We start from the raw sequence: 20420 nt of genomic DNA on the forward strand, positions 1-20420 counted from the left end.
CGGTCATCATTCCTTCCGTAACGCGCAATGCGCGTACCCAAAAGGACGAAACCGGCAGCAAAGGCCGGCCGGGCGGGACTCGGGCGCTGACCATGTGGGATGGCGGCCAGCGCGGCCCGGCGGGATCAGAAACTTCCCTCGCCGGTATTACCCGGATCGGGTGCAAAGGGTTTTTCTCAGCCTCGCCGCGCCGCCTGGAACATCCGCCGGCCGCGCCACGAAGCACCCCTGTTTCGTCGTCGGCCATTAGACCATAAAAGCGGAAAGCGCCGCAAACTGTCCCCCATGGTGCAAATTCGCCGTCGGCCCGCGCCGCTCTGGCACAATGCCCGCAGGCCGGCCGCGGCAAGCGGCCGGTTGCCGCGTCACCGCCGGCCCTTAAGTGCCGTTTAAGACGCGCGGGCGACCATCCGTGCGCCCGCCGTCAGTCGGCGCCGCGCCCCGGCATGCCGTATCGCGGCGCGCGCCCGGCTTCGCCCGGCCCGCGCGCCGGCTACTCATCAGGAAGCACATGACCCAATCGATCGATCCCGTCCGCTCCGCCTCCGACGCGCCGCAGGACGAGCGCCCGGTATCCGCATGGAGCCTCATCAAGCCCTACTGGGTATCGTCCGAATGGAAATTCGCGTGGGGCCTGCTGGTCACGATCATCGCGATCAACCTCTGCGTGGTCTGGATCAACGTCCGGCTGAACAAGTGGAACGCCGAGTTCTACAACGCGCTGCAGTCGAAGGACGTCCACGACTTCCCGAACCTGCTGATGCAGTTCTCCGCGCTCGCGTTCGCCTTCATCATCCTCGCCGTGTACGGCCGCTACCTGCGGCAGATGCTCGGCTTCCGCTGGCGCCAGTGGCTCACCGACCGCTTCCTCGGCCAGTGGCTCGGCGATCGCGCGTTCTACCGGATCGAACGTGATCGTCTCGCCGACAACCCCGACCAGCGGATCACCGACGACCTCCAGTCGTTCGCGACCACGACGCTCGCACTGTCGCTCGACCTGCTGTCGACGGTCGTCACGCTCGTGTCGTTCATCACGATCCTGTGGTCGCTCGCCGGCGCGCTGACGTTCACGCTCGGCGCGACGCCGATCTCGATTCCCGGCTACATGGTGTGGGCGGCCGCGCTGTACGCGGTGATCGGCTCGCTGATCATCCAGAAGGTCGGCCATCCGCTCGTGTCGATCAACTACCAGCAGCAGCGCGTCGAGGCCGATTTCCGCTTCGGGCTGATCCGCGTGCGCGAGAACGCCGAGCAGATCGCGTTCTACGACGGCGAGAAGACCGAGGCAGGCAACGCGCAGACCCTCTTCATGCGCATCCGCGACAACTGGTGGCGCGTGATGAAGTACACGAAGCGGCTCACGTTCGTGCTGAGCTTCTACGGGCAGATCGCGATCATCTTTCCGCTCGTCGTCGCCGCGCCGCGCTATTTCGCGGGTGCGTTCTCGTTCGGCGTGCTGATGCAGATCTCGTCCGCGTTCGGCACCGTCAGCGATTCGTTCTCGTGGTTCATCAACAGCTACTCGACCCTCGTCGAATGGCGCGCCACCGTCAACCGTCTGCGCGAATTCAAGCGCGTGATGGGCACGTCGCACCTGAAGGAAAGCCTGTCGCCCGCGACCGAGCACGGCGGCATCAACCTGCACTACATCGACGATGCGAAGCTGTCGACGTCGTCGCTGAAGCTCGCGCTGCCGAACGGCAACGCGCTCGCGAACATCGGCAACGTCACGATCGAGCCGGGCTCGCGCTGGCTCGTGATCGGCAAGTCGGGTTCCGGCAAGAGCACGTTCATGCGTGCGCTCGCGGGCCTGTGGCCGTTCGGGGACGGCGCGATCGACGCGCCCGTCGGCGCGCGGATGATGTTCGTGCCGCAGACGAGCTATCTGCCGATCGGCACGCTGAAGGCCGCGCTCACCTATCCGGCGACACCCGACGCGTTCAGCGACGAAGCGTGCCGCGACGCGCTGCGCGCGTGCCGCCTCGAGGATTACGTCGACCGCCTCGACGAGACCGCGCACTGGACGCGCGTGCTGTCGCCGGGCGAGCAGCAGCGTCTTGCCGGCGCACGCGTGCTGCTGCACAAGCCCGACTTCCTGTTCCTCGACGAAGCCACCAGCGCGCTCGACGCCGACAACGAGGCACGCCTCTATCACCTGTTCGCCGAACGGCTGCCGAAGGCCGCGATCGTCAGCATCGCGCACCGCGAGTCGCTGGCCGCGTTCCACGTAGGCACGATCAACGTCGAACGCGTGAACGCCGGCGACAAGGTCGCCGCGTGAGTGCACGCGCCGCGCCCCTCGAACGCATCGCGCTGATCACCGGCGCTGGCTCGGGGATCGGCGCGGCGCTCGCACGGCGGCTCGCGGCGCCCGGCATCGCGCTGGCGCTGCATGCGCGCGGCGCGGACGATTCAGCGCGGGCACGCCTTGCCGAAGTCGCCCACGCATGCACGACGGCCGGCGCCGAGTGCATCACGCTGACCGGCGATCTTGGCGAACCGGGTGTCGCCGCCGCGCTGGTCGAGAGCACCGCTACACATTTCGGCGGGCTCGATCAGCTCGTCGCGAATGCCGGCTTCGCCGCGCGGCAATCCTTTTCCGATCTTTCCACGGACGCGCTCGCCGCCGCCTTCGCGGCGATGCCCGGCGCGTTCTCCGCGCTCGCAGGCCGCGCGCGGCCGCTGCTCGAAGCGTCGGCCACGCCGCGAATCGTCGCGGTCAGTTCGTTCGTCGCACACCGCTACCGCGCCGATGCGCCGTTCGCGGCGACCGCCGCCGCGAAGGCCGCGCTCGAATCGCTCGTGCGCACCGCCGCCGCCGAATTCGCCGCGCACGGCATCACCGTGAACGCGGTCGCGCCGGGCTTCACGCGCAAGGACCACGGCCCGAGCGCCGGCAACGCCGCCGCGTGGGCGCAGGCCGAACAGGCGACGCCGCTCGGCCGGATCGCCGAACCCGACGACGTCGCCGCGCTGATCGCATTCCTGCTGTCCGATGCGGCGCGGCAGATCACCGGCCAGGTCATTCACGTCGACGGCGGCCTGACGCTCTGAAGCGTCCTACCCTCCCACTGCCTGCCCGAACGAACCTGCGGTCGCCTTTTTTGGCGCGCGGGATCGCGACCGTAAAATAATCGCCACGCGGCAGCGCGAGAACGAGACAAGACGAGAGGGGGCGGCAAGCATGCAGGCATTCCAGTGGTTCAACGAACTGTCGACGCGCGAGCGCCGGACGCTGTACGCCGGCTTCGGCGGCTACGCGGTCGATGCGTTCGACTTCATGATCTATTCGTTCCTGATTCCGACGCTGATCGCCACGTGGGGCATGTCGAAGAGCGAGGCCGGGATGATCGCGACGAGCTCGCTGATCTCGTCGGCGATCGGCGGCTGGGTCGCCGGCATCCTCGCCGACCGCTACGGCCGCGTGCGCGTGCTGCAGTGGACGATCGCGACGTTCGCGTTGTTCACGTGCCTGTCCGGTTTCACGCATTCGTTCTGGCAGTTGCTCGCCACGCGCACGCTGCAGGGCTTCGGTTTCGGCGGCGAATGGTCGGTCGTGACGATCATGATGGCCGAGACGATCCGCTCGCCCGAGCATCGCGCGAAGGCCGTCGGCACCGTGCAGAGCAGCTGGTCGTTCGGCTGGGGCGCGGCCGCGATCCTCTACTGGGCGTTCTTCGCGCTGCTGCCCGAGCAGATCGCGTGGCGCGCGTGCTTCTGGATCGGCATCGCACCCGCGCTGTGGATCCTGTACATCCGCCGCAACGTCAGCGATCCCGACATCTACACGGCCACGCGCCGCGCACGCGACGAAGGCCGCGTGTCGGGCCACTTCCTCGAGATCTTCTCGCCGCCGCACCTGCGCGCGACGCTGTTCGGCAGCGCGCTGTGCACCGGCATGCTCGGCGGCTACTACGCGATCACGACGTGGCTGCCCACCTACCTGAAAACCGTCCGCCACCTGTCGGTGTTCAACACGAGCGGCTATCTCGTCGTGCTGATCGTCGGCTCGTTCGTCGGCTACGTGGTCGGCGCGATCCTGTCCGACCGGCTCGGCCGCCGCGCGTCGTTCATCCTGTTCGCGATCGGCTCGTTCTCGCTCGGCATGGCGTACACGATGCTGCCGATCACCGATACCGCGATGCTGCTGCTCGGCTTCCCGCTCGGCATCGTCGTGCAGGGGATCTTCGCGGGCGTCGGCGCGTATCTGTCGGAACTGTATCCGGGCGCGATCCGCGGCTCGGGCCAGGGCTTCTGCTACAACCTCGGCCGCGGGCTCGGCTCGTTCTTCCCGATCCTCGTCGGCTCGCTGTCGCAGTCGATGTCGCTCGTGAAGGCGATCGGCCTCGTCGCGGGGGGCGGCTACCTGCTCGTGATCGTCGCCGCGCTCGTGCTGCCCGAAACGCGCGGCAAGTCGCTCGTCGACGATCCGGCCGTCGCGTCGTGAGCCACCGCTTCGTTCCGGAAACCGCATGCACGTGATCGTCCTCGGCGCCGGCGTGATCGGCATCACCACCGCCTGGCACCTGCGCGAAGCAGGCTGCGAGGTCACGGTGATCGAACGCGAGGCCGACGTCGCGCAGGCGACGAGCCTCGGCAACGCGGGCGTGATCGCGCCCGGCTACGTGACACCGTGGGCCGCGCCCGGGATGCCCGGCAAGATCCTCAAGTACCTGTTCAAGCCCGCGTCGCCGCTGATCTTCCGGCCGACGCTCGATGCCGCACAGTGGCGCTGGATCGCGCGCTGGCTCCGCGAATGCGAGTTCGAGCGGTTCCGCGTGAACAAGCAGCGGATGCAGCGCATCGCGTATTACAGCCGCGCATGCCTGCATGCGTTTCGCGAGCGCCATCCGTTCGACTACGGCGCGAGCCGCGGCTACCTGCAACTGTTGCGCGGCGCGTTCGACGTCGAGATGGTCCAGCCCGCGCTGAAGGTGCTGCGCGATGCCGGCATCGCGTTTCGCGAACTCGACGCGGCGGGCTGCGCGGCGATCGAGCCAGGCCTGCGCTGGGCGCGGCAGGCACCCGTCGGCGGCATCTACCTGCCCGACGACGAAGCGGGCGACTGCGCACGCTTTACGCGTGAACTGCGGACGCTGTGCGAAGCGAACGGCGTGACGTTCCGCTTTCGCACGCAAGTGCAGGCGCTCGACGTTGCGGCGGGCCAGGTGCGCGGCGTGCGGATCGCCGGCAATGGCGATGGCGATGGCGATGGCGATGGCGATGGCGATGGCGATGGCGATACGCATGATCGGGCACGACCGAATCCGCACGCATCGAACGCCGGCGGCACGCACCGCGACACGCGGCTCGCCGCCGACGCGATCGTCGTCGCGCTCGGCGTCGACAGCGCCGACCTGCTACGGCCGCACGGCATCGACGTGCCGTTGTATCCGGTGAAGGGCTACTCGGCGACCCTCGCCGTCGTCGACGACGAAAAAGCACCGCACGCCGCGCTGATGGACGAATCCCTGAAGACGGCGATCACGCGATTCGGCCCGACGTTGCGCGTCGCGGGTACCGCGGAACTCGGTAACCAGCACGCAGCGCTGCGCCAACAGGCGCTCGATACGCTGATGAAAGTGCTCGACGACTGGTTCCCGCACGCGGCCGATCGTGCATCGGCGCGCTTCTGGGTCGGCCGCCGGCCGATGACGCCTGACGGTCCGCCGCTGCTCGGCGCGAGCGGGATCGACGGGCTCTGGCTCAACGTCGGCCACGGCTCGACGGGCTGGGCGATGTCGATGGGGTCGGGGAAGGTGGTGGCGGATCTCGTCACGGGGCGAGAACCGGAGATCGACCTGTCGGGCCTGACGCTGGCGCGCTACGGCCGGTAGGCCCGGTAGGCCCGGTAGGCCCGGTAGGCCCGGTAGGCGGGACGATATCGTCGACCCGATACGCTGACGCGATCTGCATGGCGCCAGGCAATCACAACGCGGCGCGCACGCCGCTCACTGCGCCGCCTGACCGTCCGCCCATGCGATCGGCGCGGAAACGATCGGCCGATGCGACACGCCTTCGTGCGACAGCCGGCTTTCGAACAGCGTCAGCGCTTCGACGCGCAGCACGACCGGCCGCCCCGGCGCGCCGCCGTGCGCGGGCTGGCCGACCGCGTCGTGCGGCAGTCGCGCGAGCGTCACGTGCGGCCGGAACGGCCGACGGTCGGCCGGCACGCCCAGATCGCGCAGCAGTAACGACAACCCCGCATTCAGCGCGACGCAGGCGGGATCGGCCGCCAGCTCCGCGACGATCAGCCTCGCACGCGGCAGGCTCGGCCACCACGCGATCCGCTCGACCGGCAGCAACGGCAGCGCATGCGCTGCCGCGAGCGCGGGCAGGTGCGCAGCCAGCGCGTCGCACCGCTCGCGTTCGATAGCGCCGATGAACGCGAGCGTCATGTGCAGCTGCGCGGGCAGCGTGCGCCGCGCGCCACGGGTGACCGGCAACGCGTGCAGCGCGTCGCGCGACGCCGCATCGGGCATCAGCGCGACGAACGCACGGAGCCGGTCGCCGTTCATGACTCGCGCACCGCGCCGCGCGGCGCGCTGGCAGAGTCGGCCGAGGCTGCCGGACGCTGCGGCAGCGGCCCGTGTTCGCCCCACACGTCGGCCGGCAGCACGCGCGCGAGCTCGGGGATCGTGTTGCGCGTGAACACCGGATCGGCGACACCGGCCGCGCGCTGGCGGCGATAGTCGGCCCACGCGGCGTGCGCATACTTGCCGAGCGCGAGGATCGCGATCAGGTTGATGATCGCCATCAGCCCCATGCTCGTATCGGCCATCGCCCACACGAGCGGCAGTTGCCCGACGCTGCCGAACATCACCATCGCGAGCACCGCGACGCGGAACAGCGGCAGCACGCCGCGCCGCTTCGTGATGAATTCGACGTTGCCTTCCGCATACGCGTAGTTGCCGATCACCGACGAGAACGCGAGGAAGAAGATCGCGACGGCCATGTAAATGCCGCCCCAGTCGCCAACATGGCTCGAGATCGCGCGCTGCGTGAGCGCCGCGCCTTCCATCCCGGTGCCGACCTCGTACTGGCCCGACAGCAGGATCACGAACGCGGTCGCGCTGCAGATCACGATCGTGTCGACGAACACGCCGAGCATCTGGATCAGCCCCTGCGTGACGGGGTGCCGCGTGCTCGCGGTCGCGGCCGCATTCGGCGCGCTGCCCATCCCGGCTTCGTTCGAGAACAGCCCGCGCTTCACGCCGATCGCGATCGCCTGGCTAACGGCATAGCCGGTCAGGCCGCCTGCCGCCTGCTCGAGACCGAACGCGCTCTTCACGATCAGGACGATCACGTCCGGCACCAGCGCGATGTGCGTCGCGACCGCGTAGACCGCGAGCGCGAGGTAGCCGATCGCCATCAGCGGCACGATCACCTGTGCGACCGTCGCGATGCGGCGGATCCCGCCGAAGATGATCGGGGCGGAAAGCAGCACGAGGCCGAGGCCGACCGTTTCGCGGCTCAAGCCGAACGACGTATGGAACGCGTCGGCGATCGCGTTGGCCTGCACCGCGTTGAACACGAAGCCGAACGCCAGGATCAGCGACAGCGAGAACAGCACGCCGAAGCCGCGCGAGCGCAGGCCCGTCTGGATGTAGTACGCGGGGCCGCCGCGGAAGCTGCCGTCCGGGTGCGACACCTTGAAGATCTGCGCGAGCGTCGCCTCGACGAACGCGGACGACATCCCGACCAGCGCCGTCATCCACATCCAGAAGATCGCGCCCGGCCCGCCGACCGTCAGCGCGACCGCGACGCCGGCGATGTTGCCGGTGCCGACCCGGCTCGCGAGCCCGGTCGCGAACGCCTGAAACGACGAGATGCTGCCCGGCTCGCCCTTGCTGCCGACCAGTTTCATGCTGAGGAACAGCGCCTTCAGCTGGATCATCCGGAACCGCAACGTGAACCATGCGCCGGCGCCGAGCAGCAGCGCAATCAGCACGTAGTTCCACAGCACGCCATTGACGGCTTCGATCAGCCCTTGCACGAATGCTTCCATCCAGAGTCCTTGTAAATAGGGTCAGTCACATGCAGCCACCGCAAATGCGGCCCGAGGGGCGACATGATATGACAGTTTTCAAGGATTATTACAAAACGAAAGAAATTGAGATAACGAGAAATCGCAGCTGGATGTCATCAGATTAGGCGACGCTTCACGAAAATGGCGGACGTCCGCGCGGTGACGACTGGCCTGACGTGCCGTGCCGGACACATGCGGCCGGGCACTCGAAGTGCCATCGGCGCACCGGTGCGCCGCCCATAAAAAAACCGGGCGCCCTGTCGGACGCCCGGTTTTCGTCGAAACCCGCTTGCGCGCTTCAGCTCAGCGCGGCAGTTCCGTATGCCCCATCAGGTACGCATCGACCGAGCGCGCGCACTGGCGGCCTTCGCGGATCGCCCACACCACGAGCGACTGGCCGCGACGCATGTCGCCTGCCGCGAACACCTTGTCGACCGACGTGTAGTACGAGCGATCGCCTTCGGTCGCCGCACGCGCGTTGCCGCGCGCATCCTTCGCGACGCCGAACGCTTCGAGCACCGGCGCGGCCGGCTGCGTGAAGCCCATCGCGAGCAGGACGAGATCGGCCTTCAGTTCGAACTCGGAGCCCGGCACTTCCTGCATCTTGCCGTCCTTCCACTCGACGCGCGCAGCGATCAGCTTCTCGACCTTGCCGTTCTTGCCTTCGAGACGCTTCGTCGCGACCGCCCAGTCGCGCTCGCAACCTTCCTCGTGCGACGACGACGTGCGCAGCTTGATCGGCCAGTACGGCCACACGAGCGCCTTGTTTTCCTCTTCCGGCGGCTGCGGCAGCAACTCGAACTGCGTGACCTGCTTCGCGCCGTGGCGGTTCGACGTGCCGACGCAGTCCGAACCCGTGTCGCCGCCGCCGATCACGATCACGTGCTTGCCCTTCGCGAGCAGCTGGTCGACGAGCTTGTCGCCCGCGTTCACGCGGTTCTGTTGCGGCAGGAAGTCCATCGCGTAATGCACGCCCGCGAGTTCGCGGCCCGGCACCGGCAGGTCGCGCGGCGTTTCCGAACCGCCGGCGATCACGACCGCGTCGAACTCTTCCTTCAGCGTGTCCGGCGAGATGGTTTCCTTCGCGAGGCTGCCGATCGACTCGGGCAGCGGATCCTTGCCGATGAACACGCTGGTGCGGAACGTCACGCCTTCCGCTTCCATCTGGCGCATGCGGCGGTCGATCAGCCACTTCTCCAGCTTGAAGTCGGGAATCCCGTAACGCAGCAGGCCGCCGACACGGTCGTTCTTCTCGAACACCGTCACGTCGTGGCCCGCGCGCGCGAGCTGCTGCGCAGCGGCGAGGCCCGCGGGGCCCGAGCCGACGACGGCGACCTTCTTGCCCGTCTTGTGCTCGGCCGGCAGCGGCTTCACCCAGCCTTCCGCCCAGGCCTTGTCGATGATCGCGTGCTCGATCGACTTGATGCCGACCGGGTCTTCGTTGATCCCGAGCGTGCACGCCGCTTCACACGGCGCCGGGCAGATGCGGCCCGTGAATTCCGGGAAGTTGTTGGTCGAGTGCAGGACTTCGATCGCCTGCTGCCAGTCCTGGCGGTAAACGAGATCGTTGAAGTCCGGAATGATGTTGTTGACCGGGCAGCCGTTGTTGCAGAACGGGATGCCGCAATCCATGCAGCGTGCGCCCTGGACCTTCGCGTCCGCGTCGGTCAGTGCCGCGACGAATTCCTTGTAGTGCTTCACGCGCGTGAGCGGTGCTTCGTACGCCTCGTGGCGGCGTTCGAACTCCAGAAAACCGGTTGCCTTGCCCATAAGGTGCTCTTCTGTTCGGTGTATCGGGTGGGGGAGCCGCGCGCGGCAGTCATGCGCGCGCGGCATTCGCTATGTCGTTCGTCGCTCAGGCGGCCAGTTCTTCCTTCGCCGCCTTCTTCGCACCGATCTCGCCGAGCGCGCGCTTGTATTCGTGCGGGAACACCTTCACGAACTGGCGGCGCGCCGCGTCCCAGTTTTCCAGCAGCGACTTCGCGCGCGGCGAACCCGTGAACTGGAAATGACGCTCGACGAGCCCCTTGAGCAGCGCTTCGTCCGTCGTGCCTGCGTGCCAGAGTGCGCGGTCGACCGTGCGCTCCTGCTCGGCCTGCTGCAGCACCGGCTCGAGCGCGACCATCGACTTGTTGCACTTCGCCGCGAACGTGCCTTCCGGATCGTAGATGTACGCGAGGCCGCCCGACATGCCGGCCGCGAAGTTGCGCCCCGTCTCGCCGAGCACGACGACCGTGCCGCCCGTCATGTATTCGCAGCCGTGGTCGCCCGTGCCCTCGACGACCGCCGTCGCGCCCGAGTTGCGCACGCAGAAGCGCTCGCCCGCGACGCCGCGGAAGAACGATTCGCCTTCGATCGCGCCGTACATCACCGTGTTGCCGCAGATGATGTTTTCCTCGGACTTGCCGCGGAAGTCGTTGGTCGGACGGATGATGATCCGGCCGCCCGACAGGCCCTTGCCGACGTAGTCGTTGCCGTCGCCGACGAGGTCGAGCGTCACGCCCTTCGCGAGGAACGCGCCGAAGCTCTGGCCGGCCGTGCCCTTCAGCTGGATGTGCACCGCGTCGTCGGCCAGGCCGTCGTGGCCGTGCTTCTTCGCGATCACGCCCGACAGCATCGCGCCGACCGTACGGTTCACGTTGCGCACCGGCTGGATGAACGACACATGCTCGCCGTTCTCGATCGCGGCCTTCGCCTTCTCGATCAGCACATGGTCGAGCGCGCGCTCGAGGCCGTGATCCTGCACGTCGACGTGACGCGGCGCGACGTCCTCGCACTCTTCCGGCTGGTAGAACACGCGCGAGAAGTCGAGGCCCTTCGCCTTCCAGTGCTCGACGCCCTTGCGCGTATCGAGCAGGTCGGCGCGGCCGATCAGGTCATCGAACTTCGCGATGCCGAGCTGCGCCATGATCTCGCGCACTTCCTCGGCGACGAAGAAGAAGTAGTTCACGACGTGCTCGGGCTGGCCCTTGAACTTCGCACGCAGCACCGGATCCTGCGTCGCGACACCGACCGGGCACGTGTTCAGGTGGCACTTGCGCATCATGATGCAGCCTTCGACGACGAGCGGTGCCGTCGCGAAGCCGAATTCGTCCGCGCCGAGCAGCGCGCCGATCACGACGTCGCGGCCCGTCTTCATCTGGCCGTCGGCCTGCACGCGGATCCGGCCGCGCAGGCGGTTCAGCACCAGCGTCTGCTGCGTTTCGGCGAGGCCGAGTTCCCACGGCGTGCCGGCGTGCTTGACCGACGACAGCGGCGATGCGCCCGTGCCGCCGTCATGGCCGGCGATCACGACGTGATCGGCCTTCGCCTTCGCGACACCGGCCGCAACCGTGCCGACGCCCACTTCCGACACCAGCTTCACGGAGATGCTCGAGCTCGGGTTCACGTTCTTCAGGTCGTGGATCAGCTGCGCCAGATCCTCGATCGAGTAGATGTCGTGGTGCGGCGGCGGCGAGATCAGGCCGACGCCCGGCACCGAGTAACGCAGCTTGCCGATGTATTCGGACACCTTGTGGCCCGGCAGCTGGCCGCCTTCGCCCGGCTTCGCGCCTTGCGCCATCTTGATCTGGATCTGGTCGGCCGATGCGAGGTACTCGGCGGTGACGCCGAAGCGGCCCGATGCGACCTGCTTGATCTTCGAGCGCAGCGAATCGCCGTCCTTCAGCGCGATGTCGCTGACGATTTCGTCGCCGATCACCGACTTCAGCGTCTCGCCGGCCTTGATCGGAATGCCGCGCAGTTCGTTGCGGTAGCGCTTCTGGTCCTCGCCGCCTTCGCCGGTGTTCGACTTGCCGCCGATGCGGTTCATCGCGATCGCGAGCGTCGCGTGCGCTTCGGTGCTGATCGAACCGAGCGACATCGCGCCCGTCGCGAAGCGCTTGACGATGTCCTTCGCCGATTCGACGTCGTCGATCGGGATCGCCTTGGTCGGCTCGACCTTGAACTCGAACAGGCCGCGGAACGTCATGTGACGCTTGGTCTGGTCGTTAATCAGGTGCGCGTATTCCTTGTACGTCTGGTACGAGTTGCTGCGCGTCGCGTGCTGCAGCTTCGCGATCGAATCCGGCGTCCACATGTGGTCTTCGCCGCGCACGCGGTAAGCGTACTCGCCGCCCGCGTCGAGCATGTCGCGCAGCACCGGGTTGTCGCCGAACGCGTCGCGGTGCAGGCGGATCGCCTCTTCCGCGACTTCGAACAGGCCGATGCCGCCGACCTTCGATGCCGTGCCCTTGAAGTACTTCTCGACGAGGTCGCTCGACAGGCCGAGCGCTTCGAAGATCTGCGCGCCCGTGTACGACATGTACGTCGAGATGCCCATCTTCGACATCACCTTCTGCAGGCCCTTGCCGACCGCCTTCGTGAAGTTGTAGACGGCCTTCTCCGGCGACAGGTCGCCCGACAGGCCTTCGGCCATCTTCGCGAGCGTTTCCATCGCGAGGTACGGGTGCACGGCTTCCGCGCCGTAGCCCGCGAGCAGCGCGAAGTGGTGCGTCTCACGCGCGGAGCCCGTCTCGACGACGAGGCCCGTGCTCGTGCGCAGTCCTTGCTGGACGAGGTGCGTGTGGATCGCCGACGTGGCGAGCAGCGCGGGAATCGCGACGTGCTCGGCGTCCGTCTTGCGGTCCGACACGATCAGCATGTTGTAGCCCGACTTCACCGCGTCGACGGCTTCCGCGCACAGCGACGCGAGGCGCGCCTCGATGCCTTCCTTGCCCCAGGCGACCGGGTAGCAGATGTTCAGTTCGTATGCGCTGAACTTGCCGCCGGTGTACTGGTCGATCGCGCGGATCTTCGCGATGTCCTTGAAGTCGAGCACCGGCTGCGACACTTCGAGACGCATCGGCGGGTTGATGTTGTTCGTATCGAGCAGGTTCGGCTTCGGGCCGATGAACGACACGAGCGACATGACCATGTTTTCACGGATCGGGTCGATCGGCGGGTTCGTGACCTGCGCGAACAGCTGCTTGAAGTAGTGATAGAGCGTCTTGTTCTTGTTCGACATCACCGCGAGCGGCGAGTCGTTGCCCATCGAACCGACGGCTTCCTCACCCTGCTGCGCCATCGGCGCCATCAGGAACTTCAGGTCTTCCTGCGTATAGCCGAACGCCTGCTGGCGGTCGAGCAGCGCGGCGCCCTGCGTGCGGCCTGCCGCGACTTCCTCGGCCTTCGGCTCGATCTCGTCGAGCTTGATGCGCACGGCATCGATCCAGCTCTTGTACGGCTTCGCGTTCGCGAGGTTGTCCTTCAGTTCCTTGTCGTCGATGATGCGGCCGTGTTCCATGTCGATCAGGAACATCTTTCCCGGCTGCAGGCGCCACTTCTTGACGATCTTCGATTCGGGGATCGGCAGCGTGCCGGCTTCCGACGCCATGATGACGAGGTCGTCGTCGGTGACGATGTAGCGCGCCGGGCGCAGGCCGTTACGGTCGAGCGTCGCGCCGATCTGGCGACCGTCGGTGAACGCGATCGCGGCCGGGCCGTCCCACGGCTCCATCATCGCGGCGTGGTATTCGTAGAACGCGCGGCGGTTCTCGTCCATCAGCGTGTGCTGTTCCCACGCTTCCGGGATCATCATCATCACCGCGTGCACAAGCGGGTAGCCGGCCATCACCAACAGCTCGAGACAGTTGTCGAACGAGGCGGTATCGGACTGGCCCGGGTAGATCAGCGGCCACAGCTTCGGCAGATCGTCGGCGAGCACGTGCGACGCGATCGCGCCGGTACGCGCGTTCAGCCAGTTCACGTTGCCCTTCACGGTGTTGATCTCGCCGTTGTGCGCGATCATCCGGTACGGGTGGGCGAGTTCCCACGCCGGGAACGTGTTGGTCGAGAAGCGCTGGTGCACGAGTGCGAGCGCCGACACGACGCGCGGGTCCTGCAGGTCGCGGTAGTACACGCCGACCTGGCCGGCCAGCAGCAGCCCCTTGTAGACGATCGTGCGCGCCGACATCGACGGCACGAAGTATTCCTTGCCGTGCTTGAGCTTCAGCGCCTGGATGCGGTGGCTCGCCGTCTTGCGGATCACGTACAGCTTCCGCTCGAGCGCGTCCGTCACCATGATGTCCTTGCCGCGGCCGATGAAGATCTGGCGGATCAGCGGTTCGCTCGCCTTCACGGTCGGCGAAATCGGCATCGCATGATCGACCGGCACGTCGCGCCAGCCGAGCACGACCTGCCCCTCGGCCTTCACCGTACGCTCGAGCTCCTGCTCGCACGCGAGTCGCGATGCGTTCTCCTTCGGCAGGAAGATCATGCCGACCCCATATTCGCCGGCCGGCGGCAGGTTCACGCCCTGCTTCGCCATTTCCTCGCGATAGAACGCGTCCGGAATCTGGATCAGGATGCCCGCGCCGTCGCCCATCAGCGGATCGGCGCCGACCGCGCCGCGGTGATCGAGGTTCTCGAGAATCTTCAGACCCTGCTGAATGATCTCGTGGCTCTTCTTGCCCTTGATGTGAGCGACGAAGCCGACGCCACAGGCGTCGTGTTCGTTTTGCGGGTCGTACAGACCTTGTGCGGCGGGCACCGCGGCGAGCGGCTGCTGGTGGTCGTTCATGGGGACACCGTCGTAAAGGGGGCCTGGAGGCCGTTGAACCGTTTTCTTGTTGCCGTCGATCCCGCTCCCGACGGGAGACGGCGCGGCCGACAGTGGCCGGGCATGCTTCGCCCGGGCCACCGGAATTCGGAATATACGCGACGAATCAAGGGAATAGCAACAAAAACCATGTGATCGAACCCCAATTAAACAGATGCATCGATCTGGTGCCATTTTATTGGGGCCGTATCATTTTGGTGCAAAAAGAAGCGGCGCCCGCAGCGCCGCTCCCGACCCGCCTTTCCGGCATTACTGCTGGATCGGCGGTGTGCTCTCACGCACCTTTCTGGGGCGTCCACGCGGCAGCGGCGACACGCGTCGGTTCGCGGTACGCGCCGCCCACTCGCGGTAATGTTCGCCGCCGAGCACCCAGCCCTTCAGCGTCGCCTGCTGCAACTGGTCGGCCTGCCGCTCGTCGAGCGGCTGCTCGCACAGCTCCTTGTACGCGCGCTGGCGGTCGAACGGCGTATTGCCGAGCGCCCAGTAGAGCGGATGGTCGGTGATCAGGCTGTCGACGGTGAGCCCGACGTGATGCCGGTAGCTCGACCAGCGATAGGCCTCGGGCGTCGCGACGAGCTGCGAACGCACGGGGCTCATCTCGACCACGCGGCTCGCGAGCAGGAAATAGCGCTCGCCTTCGATCACGGTCGCGCGGTAGCGGCCTTCCCACAGGGTGCCGCGCCGCGAGTAGCGCCGGTTGAAATGCGCGACGTAGCGGCGGCCGACAGCCTGCATCGCTTTCGGCAGGCTCGCTTCGTCGCTCGGCGTCACGAGCAGTTGCACCTGGCGCGGCAGCAGCACATAGGCATGCACCGACAGGTGATGATCGCGGGCGGCGGCCTTCAGGCAATCGATGAAGAGTTCGTAGTCCTGGTCGTCGACGAACGCGGGTTGCTGATCCAGGCCGCGCAGTATCACGTGCTGCGGCTGGTCGGGAACGTAGAGTCGTGCTAACCGTGCCATGCTGAATGTCCGTTTGAACGCGTTAGGAAATACCCGGAGGTCCGAAAATGCGCACCTGCGTAGAATGCCTGTCCTCGCGGGGCGCGTAAGCGTACGGTCGTGCGAATCCTAGGGAGAAAACTCTAACTTACGAGCTTGTTTGGTTTTAAACGCAGTCGTCATAATGAGCACGCCTTTGATCGGAGGAGACACAATGAAACGAAAACTGGCCATTACGGGGGCCGCAGCGCTCGCATTCACGTTTGCGGGCGGTACGGCACATGCACAATCCGCAGGTGATTTCTACGTCAGCACCGGCTGGCTGCACCTTGCGCCGCAGGACAGCAGCGACCCGCTGTTCGTCTACGGCGTAGGCGGCACGCCCATCAACCAGTCGGTTCCCAACACCGGTGCCGGCATCAGCGACGCCGACACGCTCGCGCTGGCGACCGGTTACTTCGTGACCGACCACATCGCCACCGAGTTCATCGCCGGCATCCCGCCGAAGTTCGACATCACCGGCAAGGGCCAGTTCTCGAATTTCGGTACGCTCGGCCGCGCGTACCAGTGGAGCCCCGCGCTCCTCCTCAAGTACTACTTCAACGACGCCAACGCGAAGTTCCGTCCGTATGTCGGCGTCGGCGCAACGTATATCTGGTTTACCGGCGCGAAGATCACGAACAGCGCGTTCGAGAACGGCGTGCTCGGCGGCCCGACCAGTGCGCAGACCAGCAACCAGTGGGCACCCGTGTTCAACGCCGGCTTCACGTACAACTTCACGAAGCACTGGTTCGCCGGCTTCTCGATGTCGTACATCCCGGTCAGCGTGACCGCGACCTTCACCACGGCCCGCCGGACGCCGGTCGGGACGCTGACGGAAACGTCGAAGGCCCATATCTCGCTGAACCCGATCGTGACGTACCTCAACGTCGGCTACCGCTTCTAAGCGTAGTCGAATATTTGGGGAATGGTTAATCCTGCTGCAATTTGTAGCGGATTTTTCCTGACGTAACGTCTCCACGATGCAAAACGCCCCGGCGGAAATCCCGCCGGGGCGTTGTTTTTTCGCATCAGGGACATTCCCGAAGAAGCCCCTCCGGGCATTGCCGTGACCGCTAGACGACGGCGATGTCGTCGAGCGCATCGGGGGCGATCAGGTCGATGCGATCCGTGCAGACCGCATCGACGCCCCAGCGTGCGAGTTCGCGCGCACGTTCGAGATCGTTCACCGTGTAAACCAGGATGCGCAACCCTGCCGCCTTGATCGCGCGCACGAGCGGTTCGTCGAGCCGTTTGTGGTCAGCATGCAACGATACGCAGCCGAGCGCGCCGACGACCTGCGCATGCCAGTCGTCCGGCACGGCTTCGTAGAGCATCCCGCGCGGCAGCGCCGGCACGGTCGCGCGCGCCTGCTGCAGCGCATCGAACGAGAACGACGACAGTAGCGGCGGCACCGCGGCATCGCGCCAGTACGCGGCCGCGTCGGCCGCCACGCGCTGCCCGGTCTCGCGCTCGCGCCCCGGGCACGGCTTGATCTCGACATTCGCGGCCAGCCCGTGCGCGATGCAGCGCGCCGCCGCCGCCTCGAGCGTCGGCATCCGCTCGCCCGCGAACCGCGCATCGAGCCACGCGCCCGCGTCGAGCGCGGCCAGCGCCGCATAACGCATGCCGGCCGCCGCCCCCTGCCCGTTCGACGTCCGGTCGACGGTGTCGTCGTGCAGCAGGAACGTCACGTCGTCGGCCGACAGCTTCGCGTCGAACTCGACCATCCGGTGCCCGCGGCGCGCGCCCTCGTCCAGCGCGGCGAGCGTGTTCTCCGGCGCGAGCGTGCCGCCGCCGCGATGGGCGACGACGCGCGGATAGGGCCAGTCGGTGCGAAGGGTCATCGTCGGTCTCTCGGCAAGTGCAGCAGGTTCAACCGGCACGCTTGCCGGTCTCGGGATCGAAGAAATGCAGCCGGTGCGCGGGCAGCGCAGCCGCGAGCGCCGTGCCGCGCGCGGGACGGTCCGCATGCGGCAGACGCACCGCGACGTCGTGATTGCCCCAGCGGCCGTGCGCGAGATTGTCCGCGCCGAGCAGCTCGCACGAGTCGACCGGCAGCGTGGCCTGCGCGACGCCCGGCTGCGGCGTCATGTGTTCGGGACGCACGCCGAGCACCCAGTCGCGCCCCGTGGCGATCTCCGCGCCGATGCCCGGTGCGCCGGCAACCGGCAGCGCGGGGCCGCCGCCCGCGACCGTGAAGGTCGCGCCGTCTTCCGACAGCCGGCCGTGCATCAGGTTCATCGCCGGCGAGCCGATGAAGCCCGCGACGAACACCGTCGCCGGCTTCTCGTACACGTCGACCGGCGCGCCGATCTGCTCCGCGTAGCCGCGGTTCATCACGATCACGCGTTGCGCGAGCGTCATCGCCTCGATCTGGTCGTGCGTCACGTAGACGCTCGTCGTCGCCAGCCGCGCATGCAGCCGCTGGATCTCGAGCCGCATCTGCACGCGCAGCTTCGCGTCGAGGTTCGACAACGGCTCGTCGAACAGGAACACCGACGGCTCGCGCACGATCGCGCGCCCCATCGCGACGCGCTGCCGCTGGCCGCCCGACAGCTCGCGCGGCCGCCGCGCAAGCAGCGGCTCCAGCTCGAGGATCTTCGCGGCCGCGGCCACTCGCGAATCGATCGTCGCACGCTCGATCCCGCGGATCTTCAGCCCGTAGCCCATGTTCTGCGCGACCGTCATGTGCGGATACAGCGCATAGTTCTGGAACACCATCGCGATGTCGCGATCCTTCGGCTCCAGCGTGTTGACGACACGCTCGCCGATCGCGATCTCGCCGTCCGACACGGACTCCAGCCCCGCGATCATCCGCAGCAACGTCGACTTGCCGCAGCCCGACGGGCCGACCAGCACGATGAATTCGCCGTCCGCGATCTCCACGTCGATGCCATGCAGCACGTGCTGCTTGCCGTCGTAGGATTTCCTGACGCCCTTCAAGCTCAGCGCAGCCATACCTGGTCCTTCTCCCGGTTACCGTCCATTGTTCACTTCTCGGAATCGACGAGGCCGCGCACGAACCAGCGCTGCATCGCCAGCACGACGACGAGCGGCGGGATCATCGCCAGCAGCGTCGCCGCCATCACGTATTGCCATTCGGTCGCGGCGTCGCCGCTCGCGATCATCGTCTTGATGCCCACCACCGCCGTCGACAGCGACGCTTCCGTCGTGATCAGGATCGGCCACAGATACTGGTTCCAGCCGTAGATGAACGTGATCACGAACAGCGCCGCGATACTCGTCTTCGACAGCGGCAGCACGACGTCCCAGAAGAAGCGCAGCGCGCCGGCGCCGTCGATGCGCGCGGCATCCATCAGCTCGTCGGGCAGCGTCATGAAGAACTGACGGAACAGGAACGTCGCGGTCGCCGACGCGATCAGCGGCATCGTGAGCCCGGCGTACGTGTTCGTCAGGTGCAGTGTCGACACGACCTGCACGGTCGGAAAGATCCGCACTTCCACCGGCAGCATCAGCGTGATGAAGATCAGCCAGAACGCCGTGTTGCGGAACGGAAAGCGGAAGTAGACGATCGCGTACGCGGACAGGATCGACACCGCGATCTTGCCGACCGCGATGCCGAGCGCCATCGCGAAGCTGTTCACGAGCAGTCGGCCGAACGGCGCCGTCGTGCCGCCGCTGCCGTGCCCCCAGATGTACGCGATGTTCTCGAACAGGTGCGTGCTCGGCACGAGCGACAGCGGCACCGTGAACACCTCCTGCGCGTTCATCGTCGCCGCGCAGAACGCGACGTAGACGGGGAACACGATCAGCACCACGCCCGCGATCAGCACCGCGTGGCAGAACAGGTCGAAGCCCTTGCGATTTTCGATCATGCGTATTGCACCCTGCGTTCGACGAAGCGGAACTGGATCACCGTGAGCCCGACGACGATGATCATCAGCACGACCGACTGCGCGCCCGAGCTGCCGATGTCGAGCCCCTGGAAGCCTTCCGCGAAGATCTTGTAGATCAGCGTCTTCGTGCTTTGCGCCGGGCCGCCGCCGGTGGCCGCGTCGATCACCGGGAACGTGTCGAAGAACGCGTAGACGAGATTCACGACCAGCAGGAAGAAACTCGTCGGCGACAGCAGCGGCAGCACGATGTTGAAGAAGCGCCGCACCGGCCCGGCGCCGTCGATCGCCGCCGCCTCGATCAACGAGCGCGGGATCGCCTGCAGGCCCGCGTAGAAGAACAGGAAGTTGTAGCTCACCTGCTTCCACACCGATGCCAGCACGACGAGGAACATCGCCTGCCCGCCGTTCAGCGCGTGGTTCCACACGATGCCGCCCTTCGCCAGCGCATAGGTGATCAGGCCGATGCTCGGGTTGAACAGGAACGCCCACAGCACGGCCGCGATCGTCGGAGCGACCGCGTACGGCCAGATCAGCAGCGTGCGGTACGCGCGCGCGCCGCGGGTCACGCGATCGGCGCACGCGGCCAGCAGCAGCGACACGACGAGGCCACTCACCGTGACGAGCCCGCTGAACACGAGCGTCGTGCGAAACGAATCGAGATACAGCGGATCGGCGAACAGGTGCGTGAAGTTCGCGAAGCCGACGAATTCGCTCGATGTGCCGAACGCGTCCTGCATCTGCGTCGACTGCCACAGCGCGACGCCGGCCGGCCACAGAAAGAACACGGCGGTGATCGCGAGCTGCGGCGCGATCAGCAGGTACGGCACCAGGCTCGTACCGAAACGGGAACGGGATTGCATCGCGGATATCCGGTCAGGCGAAACGGAAAGGAAACCGCGCCGCCGGCCGGCACGCGCTCACGCGCGATACCGCCGGCGGCACGAAGCGATGC

Annotated in this window: 14 protein-coding genes and 1 riboswitch; of the genes, 5 read left to right on the top strand and 9 right to left on the bottom strand. The window is 66.9% G+C overall.

Annotation, left to right across the window (positions count from 1 at the left end):
* Window positions 1-116: 116 nt before the first annotated feature.
* A riboswitch (TPP riboswitch) is annotated at window positions 117-240 on the bottom strand.
* 271 nt (window positions 241-511) lie between these two features.
* From U5809_RS21560 to U5809_RS21575, 4 genes are all read left to right on the top strand, one after another.
* A complete protein-coding gene (locus U5809_RS21560; RefSeq protein WP_322088055.1) occupies window positions 512-2281 on the top strand; it encodes an ABC transporter ATP-binding protein/permease in 1770 nt (589 codons plus the stop codon).
* On the top strand, window positions 2278-3054 hold the full coding sequence (locus U5809_RS21565; RefSeq protein ID WP_322088056.1) for an SDR family NAD(P)-dependent oxidoreductase: 777 nt from the start codon (window positions 2278-2280) through the stop codon (window positions 3052-3054). Before U5809_RS21560 ends, U5809_RS21565 begins: the two co-directional genes overlap by 4 nt.
* A 130-nt stretch (window positions 3055-3184) precedes the next feature.
* Entirely contained in the window at window positions 3185-4447 is a 1263-nt protein-coding gene (locus tag U5809_RS21570; protein WP_322088057.1) for an MFS transporter, read from the top strand.
* Between the two features lie 25 nt (window positions 4448-4472).
* Window positions 4473-5837: a D-amino acid dehydrogenase gene (locus tag U5809_RS21575; RefSeq protein ID WP_322088058.1), complete on the top strand. Its 1365-nt coding sequence runs from the start codon at window positions 4473-4475 to the stop codon at window positions 5835-5837.
* Window positions 5838-5951: 114 nt separating this feature from the next.
* On the opposite strand, the gene thpR is transcribed toward U5809_RS21575, so the two are convergent.
* The 5 genes from thpR to U5809_RS21600 all read right to left on the bottom strand — a co-directional run bounded on the left by thpR (window position 5952) and on the right by U5809_RS21600 (window position 15590).
* Window positions 5952-6518, bottom strand: coding sequence for an RNA 2',3'-cyclic phosphodiesterase (gene thpR / locus U5809_RS21580; RefSeq protein WP_322088059.1), 567 nt, complete (start codon window positions 6516-6518; stop codon window positions 5952-5954).
* A complete protein-coding gene (locus U5809_RS21585) occupies window positions 6515-8008 on the bottom strand; it encodes an alanine/glycine:cation symporter family protein (protein WP_322088060.1) in 1494 nt (497 codons plus the stop codon). Before U5809_RS21585 ends, thpR begins: the two co-directional genes overlap by 4 nt.
* 324 nt (window positions 8009-8332) lie before the next feature.
* Window positions 8333-9799: a glutamate synthase subunit beta gene (locus U5809_RS21590; RefSeq protein ID WP_322088061.1), complete on the bottom strand. Its 1467-nt coding sequence runs from the start codon at window positions 9797-9799 to the stop codon at window positions 8333-8335.
* 85 nt (window positions 9800-9884) lie between these two features.
* Window positions 9885-14588: a glutamate synthase-related protein gene (locus tag U5809_RS21595; protein WP_322088062.1), complete on the bottom strand. Its 4704-nt coding sequence runs from the start codon at window positions 14586-14588 to the stop codon at window positions 9885-9887.
* Window positions 14589-14876: 288 nt separating this feature from the next.
* Entirely contained in the window at window positions 14877-15590 is a 714-nt protein-coding gene (locus U5809_RS21600) for a transposase (protein ID WP_282506459.1), read from the bottom strand.
* A gap of 193 nt (window positions 15591-15783) precedes the next feature.
* Between U5809_RS21600 and U5809_RS21605 the strand changes: the two genes are divergently transcribed.
* Window positions 15784-16515 (top strand): OmpW/AlkL family protein, encoded by a 732-nt coding sequence (locus U5809_RS21605; protein ID WP_282506457.1) that lies wholly within the window; start codon window positions 15784-15786, stop codon window positions 16513-16515.
* A gap of 169 nt (window positions 16516-16684) precedes the next feature.
* Here U5809_RS21605 and ugpQ read toward each other — a convergent pair whose 3' ends face one another.
* Genes ugpQ through ugpA form a run of 4 tightly spaced genes read right to left on the bottom strand, consistent with a single transcriptional unit; the run spans window position 16685 to window position 20328 of the window.
* The gene (gene ugpQ / locus U5809_RS21610) at window positions 16685-17455 is read right to left on the bottom strand and encodes a glycerophosphodiester phosphodiesterase (RefSeq protein WP_176051102.1); all 771 of its coding nucleotides are present in this window, start codon (window positions 17453-17455) and stop codon (window positions 16685-16687) included.
* A gap of 28 nt (window positions 17456-17483) precedes the next feature.
* Window positions 17484-18569 carry a sn-glycerol-3-phosphate import ATP-binding protein UgpC gene (locus U5809_RS21615; RefSeq protein ID WP_176051103.1) on the bottom strand — a complete coding sequence of 362 codons (1086 nt, stop codon included), beginning with the start codon at window positions 18567-18569 and terminating at the stop codon, window positions 17484-17486.
* Window positions 18570-18601: 32 nt separating this feature from the next.
* The gene (ugpE, locus tag U5809_RS21620) at window positions 18602-19447 is read right to left on the bottom strand and encodes a sn-glycerol-3-phosphate ABC transporter permease UgpE (RefSeq protein WP_176051104.1); all 846 of its coding nucleotides are present in this window, start codon (window positions 19445-19447) and stop codon (window positions 18602-18604) included.
* The gene (gene ugpA / locus U5809_RS21625) at window positions 19444-20328 is read right to left on the bottom strand and encodes a sn-glycerol-3-phosphate ABC transporter permease UgpA (RefSeq protein WP_282506453.1); all 885 of its coding nucleotides are present in this window, start codon (window positions 20326-20328) and stop codon (window positions 19444-19446) included. Before ugpA ends, ugpE begins: the two co-directional genes overlap by 4 nt.
* Between the last annotated feature and the right edge of the window lie 92 nt (window positions 20329-20420).

The sequence above is a fragment of the Burkholderia sp. BCC1999 genome, from assembly GCF_905339975.1.
Taxonomy (GTDB): Bacteria; Pseudomonadota; Gammaproteobacteria; order Burkholderiales; family Burkholderiaceae; genus Burkholderia.

What these genes read in the sequence shown, in the direction of transcription:
- U5809_RS21585 (WP_322088060.1), bottom strand. Translation starts at nt 8,008, where the DNA reads ATGGAAGCATTCGTGCAAGGGCTGATCGAAGCCGTCAATGGCGTGCTG.
- U5809_RS21595 (WP_322088062.1), bottom strand. Translation starts at nt 14,588, where the DNA reads ATGAACGACCACCAGCAGCCGCTCGCCGCGGTGCCCGCCGCACAAGGT.
- U5809_RS21615 (WP_176051103.1), bottom strand. Translation starts at nt 18,569, where the DNA reads ATGGCTGCGCTGAGCTTGAAGGGCGTCAGGAAATCCTACGACGGCAAG.
- U5809_RS21600 (WP_282506459.1), bottom strand. Translation starts at nt 15,590, where the DNA reads ATGGCACGGTTAGCACGACTCTACGTTCCCGACCAGCCGCAGCACGTG.
- U5809_RS21590 (WP_322088061.1), bottom strand. Translation starts at nt 9,799, where the DNA reads ATGGGCAAGGCAACCGGTTTTCTGGAGTTCGAACGCCGCCACGAGGCG.
- ugpA (WP_282506453.1), bottom strand. Translation starts at nt 20,328, where the DNA reads ATGCAATCCCGTTCCCGTTTCGGTACGAGCCTGGTGCCGTACCTGCTG.
- U5809_RS21575 (WP_322088058.1), top strand. Translation starts at nt 4,473, where the DNA reads ATGCACGTGATCGTCCTCGGCGCCGGCGTGATCGGCATCACCACCGCC.
- U5809_RS21570 (WP_322088057.1), top strand. Translation starts at nt 3,185, where the DNA reads ATGCAGGCATTCCAGTGGTTCAACGAACTGTCGACGCGCGAGCGCCGG.
- thpR (WP_322088059.1), bottom strand. Translation starts at nt 6,518, where the DNA reads ATGAACGGCGACCGGCTCCGTGCGTTCGTCGCGCTGATGCCCGATGCG.
- U5809_RS21560 (WP_322088055.1), top strand. Translation starts at nt 512, where the DNA reads ATGACCCAATCGATCGATCCCGTCCGCTCCGCCTCCGACGCGCCGCAG.
- U5809_RS21605 (WP_282506457.1), top strand. Translation starts at nt 15,784, where the DNA reads ATGAAACGAAAACTGGCCATTACGGGGGCCGCAGCGCTCGCATTCACG.
- ugpE (WP_176051104.1), bottom strand. Translation starts at nt 19,447, where the DNA reads ATGATCGAAAATCGCAAGGGCTTCGACCTGTTCTGCCACGCGGTGCTG.
- ugpQ (WP_176051102.1), bottom strand. Translation starts at nt 17,455, where the DNA reads ATGACCCTTCGCACCGACTGGCCCTATCCGCGCGTCGTCGCCCATCGC.